The following is a 21,652-nucleotide window of genomic DNA, read 5'->3' as shown; positions in this document are numbered from 1 at the left end:
TGATCCGGCTGTTTCTTGGGAACAAACTCCGAATCCGCCAACCCGCATCCATCCACGACAGGATCTCAGGGCGGGCCGGCGCCGTCCATGCCTACCCAGTCATAAGTCCGCTCGCGATCCATCAGCCGCCACCGCGCCGGATACACGGTGTGCTGCCAGTCCAGCGGCTCCGCGAGCGGGTGGGCGGTCGCCGCCAGCGCGAGCGCTTCCTTGAGGTCTCGCCGCTGTGCGGCGCCCAACGCGTCGGGCGCCAGCGAAACAAACAACATCGTGCCGCTCCGGGCCAACAGGTCAAGCCATTGCCGATTGTAGACCCAGGGCACCGCGTTTGTGACCCCCACGCAGTCGGCATCCGCGACATAGAACGCGCCATGCTGCGTTCCCCGAAACGCGAGCGTGTTCACCCCCATCTTTCGCGTTCGCGACCAACTGGTCCCGCTCGTGTCGTCACCGACTCGGCAGATCTCGAAGTGCCCGGCCGACAGATGGCTCACCGTGTTGCAGCCGATGACCAGGCTGTCGCCCGCCGCTGCGCGAATTGTGAGATACAACTCGTTGATCACCTCGGCCGTTGTGCGCCCGGGCCCCGAGGCGAACGTCCAGCCGTCCTTCGTCAGCGCGGCGCCCATCTGAAAGCCCCACCTGCCGAAGATGTCGAACGTCGTATAGTCGTGCTTGATCAGCTCGAAGCCCCACTGCCTCAGCCGCGCGATGTCACCGGCCACTTTTTGCCGAACCTCCGGCACTGTGGGATCGAGGAACGCGCGGTCGCGCGGCAAGCGCCATGAATCTTTAGCATCTCCGGTCGCTTGTAGCGGGCGGATCCAGATTCCCGGTCGCGCGCCGGCCCGCCGAATCTGGCCTGCCAATCCGGGCATATCGGGGAACTTCTCGTTGCCCCGATCCCACGTGCCCACGCCGGCTTTGTCTTTGCCGCGCTCCGGTTGCCAACCATCGTCGATCACCGCGAACGGTCGGTTTGCACTCGCCGGCGAGAGCTCGACGATGTGCCGGGCGTCGGCGAGGACCGTCTCCGCGCTGTTCTTCCCGTAGACCCAGTACCAGTCGTTGCTACCATAGACCGGCTGCAGCGGAAGCCGCGGGTTCGAGCACATCTGGTGACATGCGGCGTGAACGGCGGCGAACGCTGATTCCCCCGCACGGCCGGCGCGGCAGACGACTTCGCAAACGTCGAGGACTCGCTCGCCGAGTTGCACGCCGACGCCTCCGCTTCGCACGTCCGCCCACAGGCTGATGCCCTGCGCGTCGACCTGCCAAAAGCAGAACGCTCTAGCTCCCGTGCGAACGCCGTACGAATGGGTGAGCGATCCCCTGTTCGTCGAATTGTGCGTCGCGAAGTACCAGGGCATGACGCGATCAGGTATCCAGCCACGCCACTCGAGGTCTCCGTAGCCCCGCTCCCATGCGTCGCCAAGGATGAGACGGGTGTCGTTCATTCGGGCTCGCCAACGCAGGTGCAGCCGCTTGATTGGAACTGCCCGCGCGGATAGTTGGACACGGAGCGCGCCCGGTAGATCACTGAACGTCACGACGACCGGGCCGTTTGTCCATCGCTCGCCGGTACGGGTGAGACGGAGATCGCCCGTCGCCGTCTGCACCATCACGCTGTCGGGCGCCCGGCGCAAGTCGTGAAACCCCAGGGTCGGCCGGGTGGCCTTCGTCTCACTGAAGCCCGGCTCGGGGAGTGACAGCCCGATGAGCGTCAGCGCGGCGCCTCCGAGGAACTCACGTCGGGAAGCCGGGAGATTAGAGGCGAGCTTATTCTGCTCGGGTTCAATGTCACGATCAGTCGAGTTTGAGTAGCGCGTCACAACGTTTTCCTCCTCTCGCCTAGCTGCTGAAAAAGGGAACGAGACAGCTCTTTCTGCGGTTGCTGATAGTACCACCAACTGCGTTGGTGGGATTTGGGGAAGTGGCGGCTCCCACCGTCTGTGTAGGCTGTGCCAGAATCTAAGCCGTCCGGGCCGCGTAGCGGTCACCTGTTTCGCGCTCAGCCGACCGGCCTAGTTAACAGGTAGCCGCTAAAGCGGCCCGGTCCGCGGCCCGACTAACCCGTCTATCGAGAGGACACCGCTACGCGGTTACGTGGATTTCGCGTGTTTGGCGGGTTGTTGAGATACGGCTGCTTGCTTGTAGCGACAATTCAACTTCGTGTAAAAGGATTGCGGCAGTGAATTGTAAACTTTCAAGGCTGCCAGGGAACGGCGATTCTTTGCGAGGCCGGCGCCACGGTTCAAAGCCCGAAGAGGTTGTGGCTTGCGATCACGCCGACAAGCTGGTTGTGCCGCCACAGCCGCGGCAGATCGGCGACTGACCGGTCGGCGCGAGAGCGGGCTTGCAGGCCGTAACTCACGACGGCGTGAAGCCATTGGGTCCGGGTGGCGGCCCGAAGCGATTCCGTGAGGTTCTGTATGGTATTCACCAAACGCCTTCGCCCGGGAGTGCGGCTCGGGATAATAAAATGCAGCATTCGTATCTGGAAGCATCCCCATGTAAAGGTGGGTGGCCGTTACCCGATGGATGAGGGCCACATCGTAGTGGATTCGATTGTGCCGATTACCGTCACCGACGTCACGGACGATCTGGCCCGCGAATCGGGGTTCGAAACCGTGGATGATTTGCTGCGAATCGCAAAACACGGAAGCGGCGACAAGATGTACCTGATTCGGTTCCATTACTTGCCTCCGGGCGCATGGGACGCGCCAAGATGGGGAGATGAGTAGAAATGGCGTGGCGAGCGCGGGTCTCCGAACTCTTTCAACAGTTTCGCCACATCCACGAAGCGCGAAACCGTTAAAACGGTTGCGATCGATCTATCATTTACTAACACCCAACTGAAGTTGGGCGGAAGAAAACGGGTGGGAACTCACATGACTAAACCGGAAATCTCCAGCGCCTCGCCGTTCTTCATCGTGCATGACGGCGCAGCAGCGCTTTCGTTCTATCGTGATCAACTCGGGTTTGATATCACGTATCAGGAGCCCGCTGATGACCCCTTCTTTGGTATTGTGTGCCGCGGCGGTGCGATGATCATGCTCAAGGATGTTGGTGTAGCTCCGCTTCCCAACTACAAGCGAGAACCAGCGGCCCGTTGGGACGCCTACCTTTACGTTCCTGATCCGGATGCACTGGCCGCAGAGTTTGCCTCGCGCAACGTCAAGTTTTCGGAACCACTCAAGGACACGCATGATGGTTTGCGTGGATTCGAACTCGAGGACGCGGACGGCTACGTCTTGTTTTTCGGTCGTCCTCGGTCCTAAGGCTGGTTTCGATGTGCGCTAATGCATCGTCAGGCAGGTCGCGCCCAACAACGCGCTGCAGGCGACGTGCGAGGACGCACGCCTGAGTGCAGACGTTGGGTGTTAATGAGAAACTACTGTCGAATTCACTGTTATGAGTCACTGGACTTCATTTAGAAAGGGATGCTTTATGAAACGTTTAGCTAGCTTGATTGTTCTTGTAGTTGTTCTACTCGTTGCCTCGTCTTCGGTAGCAGGGCAATCCGTAACAGGGCAATCCGTCGCCCAACATCCGCGCGTTAAGCAAACTCTCAACCTCCTGCAAGTCTGGCTCGATGCGCAGCGTGCATACCAACAGATCCCCGGTGTCTCGGCCGCAGTCGTTTACGACCAGCAACTGTTGTGGAGCGCAGGATTCGGTTACGCCGATGTCTCGCGTAAGTCGCCCGCAACACCGAGCACCATCTACAGCATCTGCTCGATCTCGAAGCTATTCACAAGCATCGGCGTAATGCAGTTGCGTGACGAGGGCAAGCTCCGCATCGACGATCCGGTGGCCCGCTACATCCCCTGGTTTAAAATCAAGCGCAGCGATCCTCTCGGGCCTGAGATCACAATCGAGGGACTGCTCACTCACTCGTCGGGCCTTCCGCGCGAATCCGACTTCCCATACTGGACGGGCCCTGAGTTTGCCTTCCCCACCCGTGAGCAGGTTAAAGAGCGGCTCGCCTTGCAGGAGACGCTCTATCCGGCCGAGACCTACTTTCAATACTCGAACCTCGGTCTCACGCTCGCCGGGGAGTTGATCACGTCGGTATCGGGCGAACCCTACGAGGCATACGTCGGCAAACGCATTCTCGAGCCGCTGGGCCTAAAAAGCACTACACCTGAGATACCTGAAAAAGAGCGCGGCGGTAGACTGGCCACAGGCTATAGCGCTTTGCTACGTGACGGCACGCGAGTACCAGTTCCGTTTTTCATGGCACGGGGCATAGCTCCCGCTGCGGGATATGCTTCCAGTGCAGAAGACCTGGCGCGCTTCGCTTCCTGGCAATTCCGAGTACTTGACCGTAAAGGCGGCGAAGAGGTGCTCAGGTCGAACACGCTACGGGAGATGCACCGTGTACACTGGGTGGACCCTGACCTTGAGACGATGTGGGGGCTCGGCTTTTCAGTATCGAGGAGTGAGGGGAAAGTCTTTGTGGGGCACGGCGGTTCCTGTCCCGGCTTCCGCACGCAATTGCTGCTCAAGCCGGATGAGAAGCTGGCGACGATCTTCATGGCTAATGCACAGGGTGTGAACACGGGCGAGTTCGTTCAGCAGATGTACAACATAGTCGCGCCGGCTATAAAAACCGCAGGCAAGCCTGCGACGAATGAAACAGCGCAGCCGCAGGCTAATCTCGCCAGATACACTGGAACTTACGAATCGGGATTCGGAGGTGAGATCGCAATAGTCGAATGGGAAGACGGGCTGGCGACACTTTCTCTACCCACAATGGACCCTGTGCGAGGCTTGACGAAGCTGAAGAAGGTAGGCGAGCACACGTTCCGTCGAATCAGGAAAGATGAGGCGTTAGGCGAGACGCTGGTGTTTGAACTGGGGCGTGAGGGCCACGCTGTTAGGGTGATCTGGAACAGCAACCAATATCGGCGCGTTCGATAACGTCTCGAGGGACTCATATCTATAGGCGTTCGGGAGTGACGCGACGAGCGAAGTTCGAAACCAGCGCCGGGAATTGGGTCTGTGTAAATCCGTCGAATCCGCGTCATCCGTGATCCATCCGAAGCTCAGGCAGATGGACCACGGAAAAACACGGATTCGACGGGTTTGTACGGATAGCTGGGTCAACTTCAGTTTTCGGTGCCGAAGACGAAAGTTGGGAACGGTCGGACGATTGTTGACACTTCACCGGATGCCCACCAACCCTTGCACCGATTGGATCAACTTCTCTGAGTCGTAGCCTACTCCATCCTTGAAGACGATTTCGACCTTTTCTATTTCACTGATGTTCAGTGCCGGGTTCCCTCTCACTATCATCAAGTCGGCTTGCTTTCCTACAGCAATCGAGCCGATGTGCGCGTCTTCGCCGAGAAACTTCGCGCCGTTGAAGGTGGCTATCTTGATCGCTTCCAGAGGAGTAAAACCGGCCTCGACCAGAAGCTCAACTTCACGCAAATCGCCAAACCCCGCCACGATGCCGCCGTTGCCAGTAGGGTCCAAACCGGCTATCAGCAAACCGCCGGCCTTCACCAATGCGCGCTCGAAATCCATCGCCTTGCGGAGCAGCGCCACGTTTCCGGGATCGGACGAGACACGAGCGCGCGCCGTCAGATAACGCACCCGGGCCTCGGTAGACATCACATTGAGCACCCGCGGATTGAGTAACGCCGATGCCGCGCCGATGCCGCTTTGAGCCAACGGCGCGCTCCCGGCTTCGAAGACCGGAAGCGTGGAAGTTACGGCCACATTCTTCGCGACAAGAGTACTGATTGTCTCGCGGACTGCCGGACTATTCAGATCCAGTTGTCTGAGGCTGGCGCTGACCGCGGCGCCCGGGCACTGATCCGGCTGTTTGTTCGGAACAAACTCTGAATCCGCCATCAAGCCGTGCTCGAGATTATCGATGCCGATCTCCGCTGCTTCCCGGTAGCCGATCGAGCAAAGATGTCCGGTCACCTTGAGTCCGCGTTTGTGCGCTTCTTCGACGGCCGCGCGCAATTCATCACGCGTGATGTTCATGTAAGCTTTGAAAGAAGTAGCGCCTTCGTCGGCCCAAAAGTTAACCATCTTCCGTGCGTCCTCCGCGCCACTGAGCTCGTGCATCACGGGGGTGAACGATCCGCGCCCCTCGAGATATGGAGCGGTGATATGCATCTTGGGTCCGATCATGCGGCCCGAGTCGATAAGCCGTTTGATTTCAAGATCGGTGAAGGGTGCAACGCTGCCGGTAGTGCGAATCGTTGTGACGCCCAGGGCCAGGTAAAGACGAGGAAAGCTTATGCCCATGTTGGAATACATCGGCGGAGATCCGCCCATAGGAAAAAACATGTGGTTGTGCATCCCCACAAGGCCGGGCAGGACCGTGCACCCTCGGAGATCAACGGTCTGGGCGTTCGTAGCCAGAGTCGCCGGCAGATTCGCAGGTGCGCCTGCTCCGCTTGGCCCGATCGATTGGATCTTGCCGTCTGCAATCACGATCGTCTGATCATCAAGAGCCGGGGCGCCTGTGCCGTCGATTATTCGCACGTGGGTCAGGACAACCACCGGAGCTTCCACGCGAATAAATTGTTGCCGTTCAGCAGTGGGGCCCTGGGCAAAAGGGCCCGGTGAGCCGGCCGAGCCGACGCCGATACCAACCAACAGAAGAAAGGCCGTTACGATTTTCATAGGTCTCCGTTATTGAGGTGTTACGTTCTACGAGGTTCAAGACTGGATGGACATGCTTTCGTTTGGCGCGCCGTGGTTCCGGCAAACCGCGACAAACACTAATTACGCAGTGGAGTCGCTCAGTATGCGTTTGTTTAGTTGAGCCTCCAAAAAGAATGGCCACCCGGCTCATTCTAGCTGTTTTCTATGCCGGGCAGAACGGCAAATACGCCACCTTACCTCTTTTTTATCAGCATAGCTTCGCCACGCACATGCTTGAATCGGGCTATGACATTCGAACGGTGCAGGAGCTGCTCGGCCACAAGGACCTCAACACGACGATGATCTACACTCATGTGATGAACAAGGGTGGCAGGGGAGTACGGAGTCCCGTTGACGAGTTGTGAGCGATCGAGTACTGCGATGCCGCCGAGCTCTCCCGCTCAGGCTAGAGCTTATTCTCGCCGCGCACGTAGTACTTGAAAGCCATCTTCGCGAGCTTCCAGACTTTTCCCCACTCGATGTCGCCGCTCTTGCCTCGAATCATCTTGTCTACAATCAAGCTGCGCAGATAGCGGCCTTCCCGCATGAACATGAACCGCTTTGCGTAGGGCCGGGCGATCTCGAAGAACCGGAAGTCAGGATCAACCTGGGTGCCGATGCCTTCCAGCGTCATCACCGCGCGAACGATATAAGTGAAGCTCGCTGGAATCCGAAAGGGGAATTCATAGATCACGTGCGCCATGTCGAACATCAGTTCCTTGAAGTTCACATCGCCCAGCCGTATGCCAAGATAGCGGTTGAACAGTCCTTCGATGATCGGCTTGAAGCGCGACTCGTCTTCGGGCGAAAGCTCGATGAAGCCGAGGCGCACCATATCCTCAACAAGCCCGTGAACGTCGCGCTCGACTACGTGAAAGAACGCGTTGATAAGATTCGATTGAAGCTTCATCGACAGCCGGCCGACCATGCCGAAATCGAAGAACGCCAGCCGCCCGTCGGCCATCACTCGCAGGTTGCCGGGATGTGGGTCGGCGTGAAAGAAGCCGTCTTCGAGGAGTTGTTTCAGATAGGTGCGAGCCAGCAGCTTTACGACTTCGTGAGGGTCCTGGCCGGCGGCGGTTAGCTGCTCGGTGTCCGTCACCTTGAAGCCTTCGATGAACTCCATCACGATCAACCGCTTCGTCGAGAAGACGCCATAGATCTGGGGGACATATATCTCTTTCCATCGCGCGAAGTTCTTGCGAAAGGTTTCCGCGTTTCGAGTCTCTTGCTGGTAGTCCATCTCTTCGTGAACCGTGGTATGAAACTCGTCGAGCGTTCCCTGCCAATCTACTCCTCTTACCAGGTTCGGATATCGCTCGAGGCGCCGAGCAACGCGCCTGAGAACCAATATGTCGAACCCGATCTGGGCTTCAATACCCGGCCTCTGCACTTTGATAGCGACGAGTTGGCCGGTGCGCAGCTTCGCGCGATGAACTTGCCCCAGACTCGCGGCTGCGATGGGCACGTCTTCGAAGTCTTCAAAGATGTCTTCGAGTTTTGCTCGAAGCTCCGTCTCGATGATCGACCTCGCCTGCTCGGTGGGAAACGGAGGAACCTCGTCTTGCAGTTTCGCCAGCTCTTGAATGTATTCGACGGGCAGCAAATCCGCGCGAGTGGCAAGAGTCTGACCAATCTTGATAAACGTCGGCCCCAGCTTCAGGAGCCTCTCGCGTAGCGACTCTCCTTCGCGGCGCCGCAGTTCCGATTCTGGAGTCTTCTTTCCAATTCGCCAGCCGCGCGTGTTTATTATGACGCGCAAGCCGAAGAGGAAAACGGACGTAAGCACACGAAGGAGTCGCAAGTACCCTTTAATTCCGATATGAGGAAGTGGCTCGGGCGTAGTCGCGTCAACGATAGCGTTAGTGGTTGGTGATTTCGTGGGTAGCGCTTCAGGTCGTCCATCCACAGTCTGAATGGATGTCGTTGGAGACGATTGAAGTGCCGTTGGCTTTTGGTCTTGCATCAGTCAGGTGTACGTAGTTTGTTTGAGCAACGTTGCCAGTCATATTCTAACACGGCGCCCTGAGAGCCCGCCCTGGGAGCGCTCCCAGGGGAGTGTCCCAATCTTATGTTGATATTTGCAGGTGCCCTGGCGCACGGCCGGTGACGGGCGACGTAATATTTGGACTGCGGCGGCCTTTGTGCGTTGCCGCCGCTTTTGGTTATCGCCCACGAAACGACAGAAAGCGGTGGCAACGCAAAGACGCCACCGCAGTCCAAATACGCGGTCGCCCAACAGTGTCCTGGTCGACCAACACAAGATTAGGACTCTTGCGCTCCCAGGGCGTTGAATTCACATTTGCAGGCGGCTATTATCCCACCGTCTCGACTGGACCCGAGAATGAAACGCAAAGCCTCAACAGAAGAGCCGGTAGCTGCCAACCGAATCCTCGTCGGCACGTCTGGCTTTGCTTACAAAGAGTGGAAGGGCATCTTCTATCCCGAAGACCTTCCGGCTAAAAAGTATCTGTCCTACTATGCCCAACACTTTCGCACGACCGAGATCAACAATACGTTTTATCGAATGCCTACCAGGAAGCTCTGCGAAGGCTGGTACGCGGAGGTGCCCGAAGACTTCTCGTTCACCCTGAAGGTCAGTCAGCGGATCACTCATTTCAAGCGATTGCGCAACGTCGACGATGACATGGACTTCTTTCTCGAGAGCGCTGCCGCCTTAAAAGAGAAGCTGGGCCCGATCCTCGTTCAGTTGCCGCCGAACTTCAAGAAAGATGTCGATGTGCTCGAACAGTTTCTCGCGAAGTTCGCCTCGAAGGGAAAGCTCGCCTTCGAGTTCAGACACGAATCGTGGTTCGCGGACGACGTCTACGATCTGCTTCGACAGCACAAGACAACTCTGGGCGTAGTCGAAAAAGAAGAAGGCGAAGGCGCGAATACGCCGCGTGAGGTGACAGGCTCATTCGTGTATATGCGCCTGCGAAAAGGCGACTACTCGAAAGATGAAATGCTCGAATGGGCGAGGTGGATTCGCAGTCAGAGTGTGCCGGTATATTGCTACCTGAAGCACGACGACCGCGCCCCGGTGCTTGCAAGGGAGTTGCTCTCTGCGCTCGATGAAGTGTAGATCACCGCCGTGATGCGCTCACCCCTGGCGAGATTCGATGTGTTGTCACGCAAGCCAAGGTGGTACATAATCAACGCGAGGTTGTCGTTATGGCCGAGAACCACGTCACACTACAAGAAGCAATTGAGATTGTTAGCCAGCTTGATTTGGATGACAGATTGAAGCTGCGACACGCGCTGGATCGAATGACTGGGGGTTCGACTGACGAGGAACCCGAGACTAACTTCAAGCGCGTCCTACTAGAGAAGGGCATTATCAGCGAGATCCGTTCGCCGCGGAAGGTCGCCGGCGCCGCAAACCGACGGCCAGTTCCCGTCAAAGGGAAGCCAGTTTCCGAGACCATCATCGAGGATCGCGGATAGGTGTCCGTCTACTACTTCGACAGCAGCGCGATTGTAAAACGGTATATCACCGAAGTTGGCACAAGTTGGGTAATTGGCACAGCGGACGTTGGCGCCGGAAACGAGATTCTGATATCTCTCCTTGCTAGAACTGAGGTCCCGGCGGCCATCTTCAAGATGCAACGCGAAGGCTCGATAACTGTCGCGGATGCAGGCAGTCTCAGATTTCGTCAGCGACTTCTCGACCCAGTACCAGCCAATGGGGCTCACGCTCGAGCTTGCTGAACAAGCGGCAAGCCTTGCAGAGAAACACGGCCTCCGTGGCTACGATGCTGTACAGCTTGCAACTGCGGTCGAAGCTAACCAGGTTCGTGACTCACTCGGGTTATCCAAGCTGATCTTCGTCTCGGCTGACCGAGCGTTGAACAAAGCCGCGCTAAGCGAAGCATTACTGACCGACAATCCCAACCTTCATCCGTGATGAAGTCCAATGGCGCCGCAAGTCCATAGTCACCTTCGCGCTGATTTAAAATCAAACGGCAACACATCCGGCACGACGCTCACTTCAGAGGTGAACTTGAACGGATACTTTCCGCCGCTGTCGTAGACCAGCTCGACAAAGAATGCCGTGAAACCGCTCGCCGGCTTGTTTACGCGAGCTACATACACACCCGGCTTGTCTTCTTTCAGCGGGGTGCTCGTGTAAGCGTTGCCGATCGTGTCCACTCGAAAGTCGCGGGCCTTCGGGTTGGTCGCTTGCCACACGTTCACTTCGCGCGGCTTGTCTTTCACAGTCACGATCAGGGCGCCGTCTTTTTCCTTCTTCCACGAAAACTCCGGCCGAGGTTTGCCGGATAAGATCGCTTGATAGAACGCCAGCAAGCTTTCACGAGCGTCCGTGCCCGCCAGGTTGTGTTTCGAGTTCGGTGTGTAGCGAAGATACTTCTCGCCTTGAAGCTCGCCGAAATAGAACTGCGAGTTGTCTGGCAAGAAGAACTGATCGCCCGACGCGTTCACCAGATACTTGGGAATCTTGAGCCGGTCGCGATTGCGATAGTTGTACGCGTCTTCGATCGCCAGGATATGTTTATACTCGGGAGTCCCAATCTTGTCTGGGAAGAGCTTGTGATTGACGTAGTCGTTCAGCGAGGGCGAGAAGAAACCATAGGCTTCGAAATGATGCCGAGTGATCACCTCGGAGTTCAGCGCGTCGATCACGGTCGGCATAATTGCGATGACTCGCTTGTCCACGGCGGCTACAAGCCACGTCGTCCAGCCGCGCTTCGATCCGCCTGATACAACAAACTGATCGACTTTGAGCTTGCCGCCGGCGTCGCTTGCGAGGAACTCCTGCATCGCGTCCAGCGCGCGGACGCCGCTCTTGACCATTGCCAGCCGCACCAGCCACGTGTCATCGCCGGTTTGCATCTGCTTCACCCGGCTGTAAGCGATGAGGTCGTCTTCCGATCTGCCTTTTTCTTTCGAGTCCGAAAAGAAGAGCGGCTGATTCGGAACCATGCCAAGCTCGGCCACGACGGTGTTTGATTCCATCGCGAAGCTGGCGAGCCGATCCGAAATCTTCACAGGGGCAGCGTCGCGATTACTGCCGCCGCCGATGAACAACAGCGCTTTGTTTGAGACCGTCTTGTCGGGCTTGACGATTGTGAGCCAGTGCCTCCACACCGGGCGATCCACATCGGCCGCGCTACGCCAGGTTTGCGAAGCGAGATCGATAACGTAGCCGTGATAGCCCGGGCCCGCAATCGTATTGACCAGCTTCCACGAATAGCTAGCGTCGGGTTTTGCGATGTAACGATCGAGCGCCGTCTCTTGAGCGGCCGCCGTCCGTATGCAAAGCGGCAGCACACACAACAGCAGAGCCGCGCGGCCGATCATTAGCGCGGCTGACAGCCTTGCAGTGCGGTTCCTCGTCATAGTCGTTCTCCTCACTCGATTCGTGTTGATCATATCGGCAACTGTTCGCGTGGTCGAACGATAGAAGGTGGCGTCTGAAACTTCAAGCGCGCTATCGATCTTATAGAATCGCTAACGCCTCGATCTCGCCGCCGCTTGACCGATGCGTAGTGCTGAAATAGGCTAACTGGGTGCCAAATTTAGGTTGAGGAGCAGTTATGAAAAAAACTTTAGTCGTCCTGCTGATAGGGGTTGTTGGACTGGGCGTCGCCTGGGCGTGCGCAAACCGGTCCTCGGAAACGGCGGCGAGTTCGCACGATCCGGTTGATGACACGATCAGCATCATGCTTGGAAAAGGAAAGGTGACGATTCACTACGGCACACCCAAGCTCGGGCCGAGAAACCTGGATGAGATGATCAAGCCCGGGCTGGCGTGGTTTATGGGAATGAACGATCCGACGACGCTTGAGACCACAGTCGCGTTGGACTTCGGTGGTAAGAAGCTTGCGCCAGGGAAGTACGCGATCTTCGCGCGCCCCGACGAGCAACGGAATTGGACGCTGCTCGTGTCGTCGGCTATAACAAGGCCGCTCAAGCCGGAGACCGTCGTGCTTGAATCGCCGCTTCGCTTCGCCAAAGACGGCGCGCCCCAGGACGTGCTCAAGATGACTCTCGAGAAGTCGGGTGATGGCGCGTCACTCGTTGTTGCATGGGGAACGTACCGACTGCAAAGCGCCTTCAAAGCGGCTTCCTGAGCCATTCCCGTGGCGCGCAGTGAAACGTGATGCGTGAAACATGACGCTCACAATTGAAGTGGCCGGGCGTAGGGTCACAGGTCGGGAAGGGTGGCTTGCCCCCGGCCCTCGCTACTCTCCTCGAGCAAAGCTGAGAGACAAGAGCGGGGGCAAGCCCACCTTTCCGACCTGTGACCCTATGCCCGGCCACTTCAACTGTGAGCTTCATATTTCACTGATCTGCATCACGGATCACGCATCACTTACCAGCAAAAAGATTTGTCAATCAAAACTTCCAGCCACTGGATCTGCGGTTTGGTTGCCGGAGATTGAAGAATTCTCGGTGGGGAGGGGTTGGTGCGGAAGGTGAACGGGACTATTGCAGCCTCATCGTGTCGAGCTTCAGCACCGTATGAAGCAGAACGTTTGCGCCGTTGGATATGTCTTCCGGACGCGAATATTCTTTCGGAGAGTGACTGATGCCAGCCACGCTCGGCACGAAGATCATTCCGACTGGGCCGAGCCGGGCGATCTCCTGCGCGTCGTGACCTGCGCCGCTCGGCATCCACTTTGTCGTAAGGCCGAGCCCGCGAGCCGTTTCATCTATCAGCTTTCTCAAGCGCTCATCCGTTGGCGCGGGCACAATGCTGTTAGTCTCGGTGAAGTCAAACGCCGTTCCGGTTGACTTGGCTATTTCGCCGGCCTCGGCGCGAATCTTCTGATATAACATCTGAATCTTTGCTGCATCCAGATCGCGCAGCTCCAGACCGGCAACCACTTTTCCGGGGATGACGTTGTAAGCTCCCGGCGACGCTTGGATCTTGCCGACCGTACCGACCTGGCGACCCGGCACGCTGGTCACGATTCGATTGACTGCTTCGATAAACTTCGCCGCGGCGAGCATCGCATCGCGTCGCTGGTTCATCGGCGTCGTGCCGGCGTGGTTGGCGAAGCCTTCGATCTTGACTTCCCATTGGGTGATACCGACGATGCCTTCGACTACGCCGATGTTGATCTTCTCGGTGTCCAGAATGCCGCCTTGCTCGATGTGCAGCTCGAGGTACGCAGCGATGTCACCGCGCTTGCGGCGGATGCTTGTGAGCTTATCAGGATCGCCGCCGATGAACCTGATTCCGTCGCGAATTGTCTTGCCGCTGTTACTAACGAGGTTGAGTTGCTTGTCAGTGATCTCGCCGCTGATGGCGTGACTGCCGATAGTGCCGCCCTCTTCGTCCGCGAAGATGATGACTTGCAGCGAATGACGAGTCGTGAGCTTGTGTTCCGCCAGCGTCTGCGCAACTTCGATCGCGCCGAGCGAGCCGACATCGCCGTCATAGTTCCCGCCTTCGGGCACCGAGTCGATGTGCGAGCCCATCACCAGAGGCTTCAACGTCGAATCGCTTCCAGCGCGCCGGCCCACGATGTTGCCGGCCGCATCGATGCTGACGTCGAGCCCGGCCGTGCGCATCAAGCCCGCGACGTACTCGCGCCCCTGACGATCGGCTTCGCTGAAGGCGACTCGGCTGACTCCGCCTTGGGGGTTCTTGCCGAATTGTGAAAGGGCAGTGAGGTGTTCGACTATTCGCGCGCCGTTGACTCGTGGGCCAGACTGGGAACGCCATCGGGGTAGACCGATCGCCGCGACTCCGGAAAGCAGACTCAGGTTGAATTCTCTACGTTTCATCGGGCTCCTCATCCTAACGCGTACGCGGCCTATTTGGACTGCGGCGCGGTCTGTGCGTTCGCGCCGCGTTGGCTGAATGATAGAAGACAAGATGGAAAGCGGCGCGAACGCAAAGACCGCGCCGCAGTCCAAAAGGAGACGGCCCTATATGTCTTCACGTGAACACAACACGCAAGAACTTTCGGCTGCCGACCTGGATCATTGCTACATCGCCCGGCTGCGATCCAACTTCGAGCTTGATGTCGCTCACTCGCTCGCCGTTCACTCTGACGCCACCTTGTGCAATGAGCCTCTGTGCTTCTGCTACGGAAGGCGCTAGGCCTTCGGAGGCCAACAGCTTCACCAACTTGATCGCAGCCGCAGGCTTCTCGATAGTTGGAATGTCCGTCGGAGTCTGGCGGTCGCGGAACAACTGATCGAACTCGCGGCTTGCTTCATCTGCTTCCGCTTGCGAATGAAAGTCGGCGACGATGCGGCGAGCGAGCTCAGCTTTCAGGTCACGAGGATGCCGCTCGCCGCGCTCGACCGCCGCTCTCAGCACGGTGATATCGGTCAAAGACTCATCGGTCAGCAGTTCGTAGTAACGCCACATCAACTCATCGCTGATCGACATAACCTTGCCGAAAATATCGCGCGGGGATTCGGTTATGCCGATGTAGTTGTTCAGACTCTTGGACATCTTCTGCACACCATCGAGTCCTTCAAGCAACGGCGTGGTCATAATGAGCTGCGGCTCTTTCACGCCGTAGGCTTGCTGAACCTGACGCGCCATCAGCAAGTTGAACTTCTGATCAGTGCCGCCGAGCTCGACATCGGCTTCAAGAGCTACCGAATCGTAGCCTTGCGCCAGCGCGTAGAGCAGCTCGTGCAGGCTTATGGGCGCTTGAGCCTGGAAGCGCTTTTTGAAATCATCGCGCTCGAGCAACTGCGCGACGGTTGCCTTTCCCGCCAGACGGACAAGTTCATCGGCGGTGAACTTTGAAAACCATTCGTTGTTGAACCTGATTTCGGTGCGCTCGCGGTCGAGCAACTTGAAGATCTGTTGCTTGTAGGTCTCGGCGTTATCGTCGATCTGTTCGCGAGTGAGCGCCGGCCGCGTCGCTGATCGTCCCGAGGGATCGCCAATCATCCCGGTGAAGTCGCCGATCAAAAAAATGACTGTGTGCCCTAGTTGTTGAAAGTGGCGCATCTTGCGGATGAGCACGGTGTGCCCGAGATGAATGTCCGGCGCGGTCGGATCGAAACCGGCTTTCACACGAAGCGGCTTGCCAGTCTTCGCGGCGCGTTCAAGCTTGCGCCGAAGCTCGTCTTCGGGAATGCAGTCGACCGTGCCTTTTCGAAGGAGGCTTATTTGTTCGTTTATAGTCACGCAGGCTCTCCGTGCTGAAGACGATCCGAGGCCTCACGTTCAGCCGCGAGCCGCGCGAGAATTTCTTTGAGTCTTGGATCGACGTTGCGCGCGGCTCCGCGGCTGGAGCGTGGTGTTTTGCTTCTTCGTCGGGCGTGCCCGCTTTCGTTTTGCTATTAATCGACGTACTTCCGGTACGAGAGCGACGGGGACTTCCATCGTGGTGCTTTCAAAAGCTGTTTCAATTTCAGCCGCAGCTTCTTCATCACTTTGCGATTCGTAATATTCGAGCACGCGACGAACTCGCGCCTCATTCCATCCGCGCGGATATTTTTCAGCACTCATAGGTTTTTCCTTCGTTTACGGCGGATTGCCCGCTTTGCCTTCGGACCCAGCTCGTATGCGGTTATGACGAAAACGGAGTCTGGAATTGGATCAAGCACGTAGATCACCTTCAGATATCGCCCCTCTCCAGTCTGACCGATCGCAATGCGAGAGTCATCACGTCCACGTATATCTTGTAGCGGTCGACCGAGGATATCCTCAACTTCATTCTCCGAAACGAAGTGGTCGTAAATGTGCGGCAGTCCGGTCGTTGGATTGATGTGGTAGCGGATCTGCACAACACTATTCTAATACTCATCGTGACGCTGGCGGCAGGCTGTGTACATAACAGCGTGCAAGCGCAGCAAGGATCCGCCTACCTTTTTGTTGATGACCATTGGCTCATCCTGCTGCAAACGTAACGCTGACGAGATCGGCGGCAATCTCTCCGTGCTCGAGCCTGTCAGCGATAGCGCGCAACGCCAGCGCCTCGACCTTGGCCAAGGCTTGCTGTTGTGATTGACCATAAGCGAAAGCGCCTGGAATATCGGCGACCTCAGCAATCCAGCGTCCGTCTTCTTCTTGTTCCAACTCGACAATGAAGTTCATTTGACTGCTCCGTGTGCGCGCCTGTCGTCTAATAGCGGCAATCAGTTTCTGCCTGCGCTTCGGCAACGACTTCATCCGTTCCAAGGCGGTCTCTCTATCCACGATCTCACGATGGGGACGCTCTATCTTCATGTCCTTATTCCTTAATAGTTCCAGGAACTTCCCGACCGGCAGATTATTACTTGTTCCAAAGTTCCTAGGCAAGCCTCATGCTTCGCGCCGCGTTAAAGGTTCTTGCGTCAACCGGGCCGCGGCTTGGAACTGGAACGCTGAAAATCAGGTGTTAATGCGTCAAAGGGATCTGCGGCCGTATGGGCGTATTCGTTAGGTGGAGTAGGTGGAGCTACACATTAGATTCGTATCGGCGCTTGTAGGCTTCCCGCAACGCTTCTATCGGATAGGAGCCGAAATCCCCGCGTGCGCCAGTTGGATGAGGCACCACAGCTACATTCCATGTCCGATGGAATCCAGCCGCCGTTCGGCCATCGATCTTCCAGAATGGAATTGGCGACATTACCTTTCGAGTTTTTAGCATCCGATGTCTGTTGGCGTAACGGGCTGGCCACCTATGATCAAGACCTTTGCGCTCAAAGATGATCGTGGATTCAACTGAGTCCCTGATCACGGCATCCTGAAGATTGCGAGCGAAGAGACGCAAAACGCCATGCTCAGCAACAGTGCCAAGCGCTAGAATGGTTCTCGCCTCGCTCGCGATCACGCGCCGCCAGAGCCATTCGTTCGATTTCGATGATTCGACATATCGTGTAAAAAGCTCCGGGGCGCAATTGGCTATGCCATCGCCGCCCTTATCATGTTCCGGAGCCCGTCGAACGAAAGCTACGCGGCATAGATCAAAGAGCGCTATCAACCGGCAAGTCTTAATAACTCCAGAGGCAAGTTCGCTAATTCGGCTATAGTAAGGCCGCGATCGAATGACCTTCTCAAAGAAAACTCTGCCAAACTCTTCGCAGGTCTCACAAGCGTATGAGTGGGGCGGAATTTCATGCTTCCGACCGTCGCCTCCAATGAAGGGGCCGTAAGCAGATCCAACTATCAGCACGGCATCCTCCTTATCCCAGTCGAGCCCTACTGGGTCAGGAACCCACGGGAGCTTAAACGGAAACCGCATAGCCTGTTGCGCGCCGATCTCGCCAATTTGCCAATCACTTCGGTAGGGCTGAATCTTCTCCTGTTCGGCTACGGAGTGACTCCAAATTTCCATATTGAGCGGATCGCTCAAGTCGAGGTCATTTAGTAACCAGAAGTCCATTTAAACTTTACAACCTAAAGCGCCGTCACTTCTCCGGTTTCAGGCGTTTCCGTCATGCTGCTTGATTTGCGGCGAGCGAACCGCCGCATCCTTGCAGGTGGTCTCTATGAGAATTTTGCCAAGCCGCGGTTTCTGAAACCGGAGCGACAGGTTCGGCCAGGGGCTTACGCTGCTAATCTCACTGCGACCGACACGCCGGCCTTCGTGCACAAGCCCACCAGGTAGTCGAGCGAGAGCTTGTCCACCTTGTTGCGTGCGATCTCGGAGATGCGCGGTTGTACCACGCCTAGACGCGTGGCCGCCTGCGCTTGCGTCAAACCCTCGCGGGCTATCCATTTCCGTAGCGCCTCGGCCAGTTCACAGCGCAGCAGCATGACGACCGCCTCGTGCGGCGGAAAGCCCAGATCTAGAAACACATTGCCGCTGCCCCGTGTGATGCGCTTGTTGGGTTTCTTCATTATCCCTCTCCGATCAGCTTGTAACGCCTCGCCGCCAGTTCGATGTCTGCCTGTGAGGTCTTCCGTGTTTTCTTCTGAAAGGCATGTAGCACGTAAACCGCATGCTCGAACTTCGCCACGTAGATCACGCGAAACGTGCCGGCTTCGTCGCGCACGCGAATCTCATAGGCGCCCGGCCCCACGCTCGGCATGGGCTTGAAGTCTGCGGGCTCGCGGCCCACTTGTACCATGAACAATTCGTAACCGGCGCGTCGACGTGCGGACTCGGGGAAGGCTGCCAAATCCTCGCGCGCCGTACCAACGAAACACGCCAGCTTCATCTCGCCTACTATACGAACATTCGTATATCAGAGCAAGGCTTTACAGGCCTAATACCCAACCGGAACTCCACCTGACCTCGGATCAGAAGCTCCCAATCGCATCCCGGTTTTCGGGTCGATCATCACGCCTTCAGCGTCGCCCATGTTTCGAGCCTTCTCAGCAAAGACGTGCCCCTTCCTTTCAAGCGCCATTCGAGTGTCGCGGTTGATGCCGAGCGGCTCGAACTCTATCCGGTCCGGCATCCATTGATGATGAAAGCGCGGAGTGTCGATCGCCTGCTGAATGCTCATGCCGAAGTCTACGACATTCACAATCACTTGCAGAACGGTGTTGATGATCGTCGGACCGCCCGGGCTGCCGATCGCGAACCATACCTTGTTATCTTTCAACACGATCGTCGGAGTCATAGCCGAGAGCGGACGTTTACGCGGCGCGATGGCGTTGTTTTCACTCTGAAGCAAGCCATACGCGTTGGGAACGCCGGGCTTCGAGGTGAAGTCGTCCATCTCGTTGTTGAGCAGCATTCCGGTTCCGCGCACCGTCACCCCCGAGCCGTAGCCGCCGTTGAGTGTGTAGGTGTTGCTGACGACATTGCCTTCTTCGTCGATGATCGTGAAATGTGTCGTCTGGGTTGACTCAGGCTTCCCGGCTCGGACTTTGTCGCTTGGCGTCGCGCGCTCCGAGTCGATCGTCTTCGCGAGATCATCTGCGTACTTCTTTGAGATCAATCCCTCGACCGGCACTTTGACGAAGTCAGCATCGCCCATAAACTCAGCGCGATCGGCGAACGCGCGACGCTGAGATTCTACTAGCAGATGAATCGTGTCCGATGAGCCGGGTCCAAGTTCGGCGAGGTTGTAGTGTTCGAGAATGTTCAACATCTCGAGCAACGCCGCGCCACCCGAAGACGGCGGCGGCATCGTGACGATCTCGTAGCCGCGATACGTTCCCTTGAGCGGCTTGCGAATAGTCGGCTCGTATTGCTTCAGGTCCTTTTCGGTTATCAGCCCGCCGTTAGCTTTCATGTCGCCGGCGATCATCTGCGCGGTCTTTCCTTCGTAGAACTCGCGCGGTCCCTTGTCTTTCAATCGAGCAAGAGTCGCGCCCAGTTCAGGCTGAAGGAGCCGCTCGCCTTCGTCATAGAACCGGCCATCGCGCAGAAAGATCCTGTTACTGTCGGGGAATTGAGTGAGAAGCTTCTTGCTCTCCGCACCTTGCAAGCTTCGAGAGAGGTGATAGCTGACGGTGAATCCTTCGGTTGCCAGCTTGCGCGCGGGTTCAATGACCTCAGCCCATTTCAGTTTGCCGTGACGCTCGAGCGCCAGCGACAGGCCGGCAACTGTTCCCGGCACGCCCACCGCCTTGTAGCCTACGGTCGATGCGCCCTTGATCACGCCGCCGTTCTTGTCGAGATACATATCTCGCGAGGCGGCGAGCGGCGCGCGCTCACGATAGTCAATGATTTCGGTATTGCCGTTAGCGCGGCGAATCATCATGAAGCCGCCTCCCCCAATGTTGCCGGCACTCGGCCAGGTCACTGCGAGCGCGAGCCCGACTGCCACCGCCGCGTCGATCGCGTTTCCGCCGCGCTGCATTATCTCGACCCCAACCCGCGAAGCGATCTCGCTGGTGGACGCGACCATGCCGCGTCGAGCGCGGACAGGTTCCCGCGAAGCAGCGCGCGGAGTAATCGGCGCCGATGCGACGAACAGGAGAATCAAAGTTGCCGCCCAACTTCGCCTTTTCATCTCTTTACCCTCGAGGGCGAGAGTTCGCTCGCCCGTCGGCTTCCGAGCCGTTATCTGAGATCGCGTGCGTCTCAAGACTGGGAACTACCGATACATCCCCACGTACCACACGATCAACTGTTGCCCAACAAACAAAGATATTATTGCAGCCGGACCAAGAAAGACCCCAAACGGGATTTGCATTTTCATAGTACCACCGCGAAGCAGGATCAGCAGCACGCCGACCAGTGATCCAATCAGCGATCCCAGGAAGATCGTCAACAACGTGAGCTGCCAACCAAGAAAAGCTCCAACCATCAGCATCATCTTCACGTCGCCCAGCCCCATTCCTTCGACGTGCCTCAAGCGATAATATGCCTCCCGCACCAGCCACAAGCTCCCCCCGCCGACAACCGCGCCCAGCACAGACCCGAACAATGACTGCGCCCAGACCGGCGCGCTCTCGAGCCCGAAAAGCTTGGGCGCGTGAGATAGTATCCAGGGGTCCGGAGCAATGGCACGCAACACCAGGAGCAGCACCAGCCCGGGATAGGTGATCGCGTTTGGCAGAAGCTTGTGGCGCAAATCGATGAACACCAGCGGGACGATCAACGAAACGAAAACGACGTCGACGACCAGGGGCAGCCACGGCGCAGTGTTGATTTGATCTCGGTGGATTATGAAAAGGAAAAGATAAAGGCACCCGACTAACAATTCCACCGCGGGATAAATCGGCGAGATTCGTGCACGGCAGTTTCGGCAACGTCCTTGAAGTAGAAGCGCGTAGCTGACGACAGGAACGTTGTCATACCACTTGATCTCAGCGTTACAGGAGGGACAATGCGAATCCGGAAAGACGATGGATTCGCCCAGCGGCAGCCGATAGATGACGACATTGAGAAAGCTCCCGATCAGCAGGCCAAAAATGAAAACAACAGCGCCTATTGAGTAAGGCGGAAGATATTCCATCAGCACCTTTCTTGCTCGCCGAGAACGAATCGCCGACTACGCGTTGCGCGGTTTCGCTTTCTCATCAACTCAGCGAAGTCTGTGCGAACTTTGGCGAGCGGTGGATTGATCCAACGGATCATCTGGATTGATCCAACGGATCATCTGGATTAAATTAGGGCCGCGCACTATTGTCAAGCTTGGCCATTGCACCAGC

Annotated in this window: 21 protein-coding genes and 1 pseudogene; 8 read left to right on the top strand and 14 right to left on the bottom strand. The window is 57.3% G+C overall.

From position 1 onward, the window contains the following. Positions 1-65: 65 nt before the first annotated feature. On the bottom strand, positions 66-1,832 hold the full coding sequence (locus AABO57_19265) for a hypothetical protein (protein ID MEK6287864.1): 1,767 nt from the start codon (positions 1,830-1,832) through the stop codon (positions 66-68). A 422-nt stretch (positions 1,833-2,254) separates the two neighbouring features. Further along, a complete protein-coding gene (locus tag AABO57_19260) occupies positions 2,255-2,443 on the bottom strand; it encodes a hypothetical protein (protein MEK6287863.1) in 189 nt (62 codons plus the stop codon). Here AABO57_19260 and AABO57_19255 point away from each other — a divergent pair. The 3 genes from AABO57_19255 (at position 2,433) to AABO57_19245 (ending at position 4,926) form a co-directional block, all read left to right on the top strand. Next, entirely contained in the window at positions 2,433-2,744 is a 312-nt protein-coding gene (locus AABO57_19255; GenBank protein MEK6287862.1) for an ASCH domain-containing protein, read from the top strand. The two genes, AABO57_19260 and AABO57_19255, sit on opposite strands and share 11 nt — an antisense overlap. A 147-nt stretch (positions 2,745-2,891) precedes the next feature. Then, positions 2,892-3,281 carry a VOC family protein gene (locus AABO57_19250; GenBank protein MEK6287861.1) on the top strand — a complete coding sequence of 130 codons (390 nt, stop codon included), beginning with the start codon at positions 2,892-2,894 and terminating at the stop codon, positions 3,279-3,281. A 169-nt stretch (positions 3,282-3,450) separates the two neighbouring features. Further along, the gene (locus AABO57_19245) at positions 3,451-4,926 is read left to right on the top strand and encodes a serine hydrolase (GenBank protein MEK6287860.1); all 1,476 of its coding nucleotides are present in this window, start codon (positions 3,451-3,453) and stop codon (positions 4,924-4,926) included. A 243-nt stretch (positions 4,927-5,169) separates the two neighbouring features. On the opposite strand, the gene AABO57_19240 is transcribed toward AABO57_19245, so the two are convergent. After that, the gene (locus AABO57_19240) at positions 5,170-6,651 is read right to left on the bottom strand and encodes an amidohydrolase family protein (protein ID MEK6287859.1); all 1,482 of its coding nucleotides are present in this window, start codon (positions 6,649-6,651) and stop codon (positions 5,170-5,172) included. Positions 6,652-6,881: 230 nt separating this feature from the next. Between AABO57_19240 and AABO57_19235 the strand changes: the two are divergent. Beyond that, positions 6,882-7,037, top strand: a pseudogene (locus AABO57_19235) (tyrosine-type recombinase/integrase). Between the two features lie 41 nt (positions 7,038-7,078). On the opposite strand, the gene AABO57_19230 reads toward AABO57_19235, so the two are convergent. Beyond that, positions 7,079-8,476 carry an AarF/ABC1/UbiB kinase family protein gene (locus tag AABO57_19230; protein ID MEK6287858.1) on the bottom strand — a complete coding sequence of 466 codons (1,398 nt, stop codon included), beginning with the start codon at positions 8,474-8,476 and terminating at the stop codon, positions 7,079-7,081. A gap of 540 nt (positions 8,477-9,016) precedes the next feature. On the opposite strand from AABO57_19230, the gene AABO57_19225 reads away from it, so the two are divergent. The 3 genes from AABO57_19225 (at position 9,017) to AABO57_19215 (ending at position 10,579) form a co-directional block, all read left to right on the top strand. Next, positions 9,017-9,757 carry a DUF72 domain-containing protein gene (locus tag AABO57_19225; GenBank protein ID MEK6287857.1) on the top strand — a complete coding sequence of 247 codons (741 nt, stop codon included), beginning with the start codon at positions 9,017-9,019 and terminating at the stop codon, positions 9,755-9,757. Between the two features lie 89 nt (positions 9,758-9,846). Beyond that, complete coding sequence (locus AABO57_19220; GenBank protein ID MEK6287856.1) at positions 9,847-10,119, top strand: hypothetical protein; 273 nt, start codon at positions 9,847-9,849, stop codon at positions 10,117-10,119. A gap of 187 nt (positions 10,120-10,306) precedes the next feature. After that, positions 10,307-10,579: a type II toxin-antitoxin system VapC family toxin gene (locus tag AABO57_19215; protein ID MEK6287855.1), complete on the top strand. Its 273-nt coding sequence runs from the start codon at positions 10,307-10,309 to the stop codon at positions 10,577-10,579. A gap of 29 nt (positions 10,580-10,608) precedes the next feature. On the opposite strand, the gene AABO57_19210 is transcribed toward AABO57_19215, so the two are convergent. Beyond that, positions 10,609-12,033 (bottom strand): PhoPQ-activated pathogenicity-related family protein, encoded by a 1,425-nt coding sequence (locus tag AABO57_19210; GenBank protein MEK6287854.1) that lies wholly within the window; start codon positions 12,031-12,033, stop codon positions 10,609-10,611. Positions 12,034-12,230: 197 nt separating this feature from the next. Between AABO57_19210 and AABO57_19205 the strand changes: the two genes are divergently transcribed. Next, positions 12,231-12,767: a DUF2911 domain-containing protein gene (locus AABO57_19205; protein MEK6287853.1), complete on the top strand. Its 537-nt coding sequence runs from the start codon at positions 12,231-12,233 to the stop codon at positions 12,765-12,767. A gap of 355 nt (positions 12,768-13,122) precedes the next feature. Here the strand turns inward: AABO57_19205 and AABO57_19200 are convergent, their stop codons facing one another. The 9 genes from AABO57_19200 to AABO57_19160 form a co-directional block, all read right to left on the bottom strand. Further along, positions 13,123-14,430, bottom strand: coding sequence for a Zn-dependent hydrolase (locus tag AABO57_19200; protein MEK6287852.1), 1,308 nt, complete (start codon positions 14,428-14,430; stop codon positions 13,123-13,125). A gap of 154 nt (positions 14,431-14,584) precedes the next feature. Then, positions 14,585-15,799, bottom strand: a complete 1,215-nt coding sequence (tyrS, locus tag AABO57_19195) for a tyrosine--tRNA ligase (protein MEK6287851.1) — start codon at positions 15,797-15,799, stop codon at positions 14,585-14,587. Between the two features lie 155 nt (positions 15,800-15,954). Beyond that, positions 15,955-16,119, bottom strand: a complete 165-nt coding sequence (locus AABO57_19190) for a hypothetical protein (GenBank protein ID MEK6287850.1) — start codon at positions 16,117-16,119, stop codon at positions 15,955-15,957. Between the two features lie 385 nt (positions 16,120-16,504). After that, entirely contained in the window at positions 16,505-16,711 is a 207-nt protein-coding gene (locus tag AABO57_19185) for a type II toxin-antitoxin system HicB family antitoxin (GenBank protein ID MEK6287849.1), read from the bottom strand. A gap of 343 nt (positions 16,712-17,054) precedes the next feature. Then, positions 17,055-17,981: a hypothetical protein gene (locus AABO57_19180; protein ID MEK6287848.1), complete on the bottom strand. Its 927-nt coding sequence runs from the start codon at positions 17,979-17,981 to the stop codon at positions 17,055-17,057. A gap of 164 nt (positions 17,982-18,145) precedes the next feature. Continuing rightward, positions 18,146-18,439, bottom strand: a complete 294-nt coding sequence (locus AABO57_19175) for an XRE family transcriptional regulator (protein MEK6287847.1) — start codon at positions 18,437-18,439, stop codon at positions 18,146-18,148. After that, a complete protein-coding gene (locus AABO57_19170; GenBank protein MEK6287846.1) occupies positions 18,439-18,759 on the bottom strand; it encodes a type II toxin-antitoxin system RelE/ParE family toxin in 321 nt (106 codons plus the stop codon). Before AABO57_19170 ends, AABO57_19175 begins: the two co-directional genes overlap by 1 nt. 48 nt (positions 18,760-18,807) lie before the next feature. Continuing rightward, positions 18,808-20,508 (bottom strand): gamma-glutamyltransferase, encoded by a 1,701-nt coding sequence (ggt, locus tag AABO57_19165; GenBank protein ID MEK6287845.1) that lies wholly within the window; start codon positions 20,506-20,508, stop codon positions 18,808-18,810. Between the two features lie 84 nt (positions 20,509-20,592). Next, complete coding sequence (locus AABO57_19160; GenBank protein ID MEK6287844.1) at positions 20,593-21,456, bottom strand: prepilin peptidase; 864 nt, start codon at positions 21,454-21,456, stop codon at positions 20,593-20,595. Between the last annotated feature and the right edge of the window lie 196 nt (positions 21,457-21,652).

It is taken from the genome of Acidobacteriota bacterium, assembly GCA_038040445.1.
Classification (GTDB): Bacteria; Acidobacteriota; Blastocatellia; order UBA7656; family UBA7656; genus Onstottus_A; species Onstottus_A frigus.
Note: the sequence above shows the minus strand (reverse complement) of the source record. Positions and strands in the feature narration are given on the sequence as shown.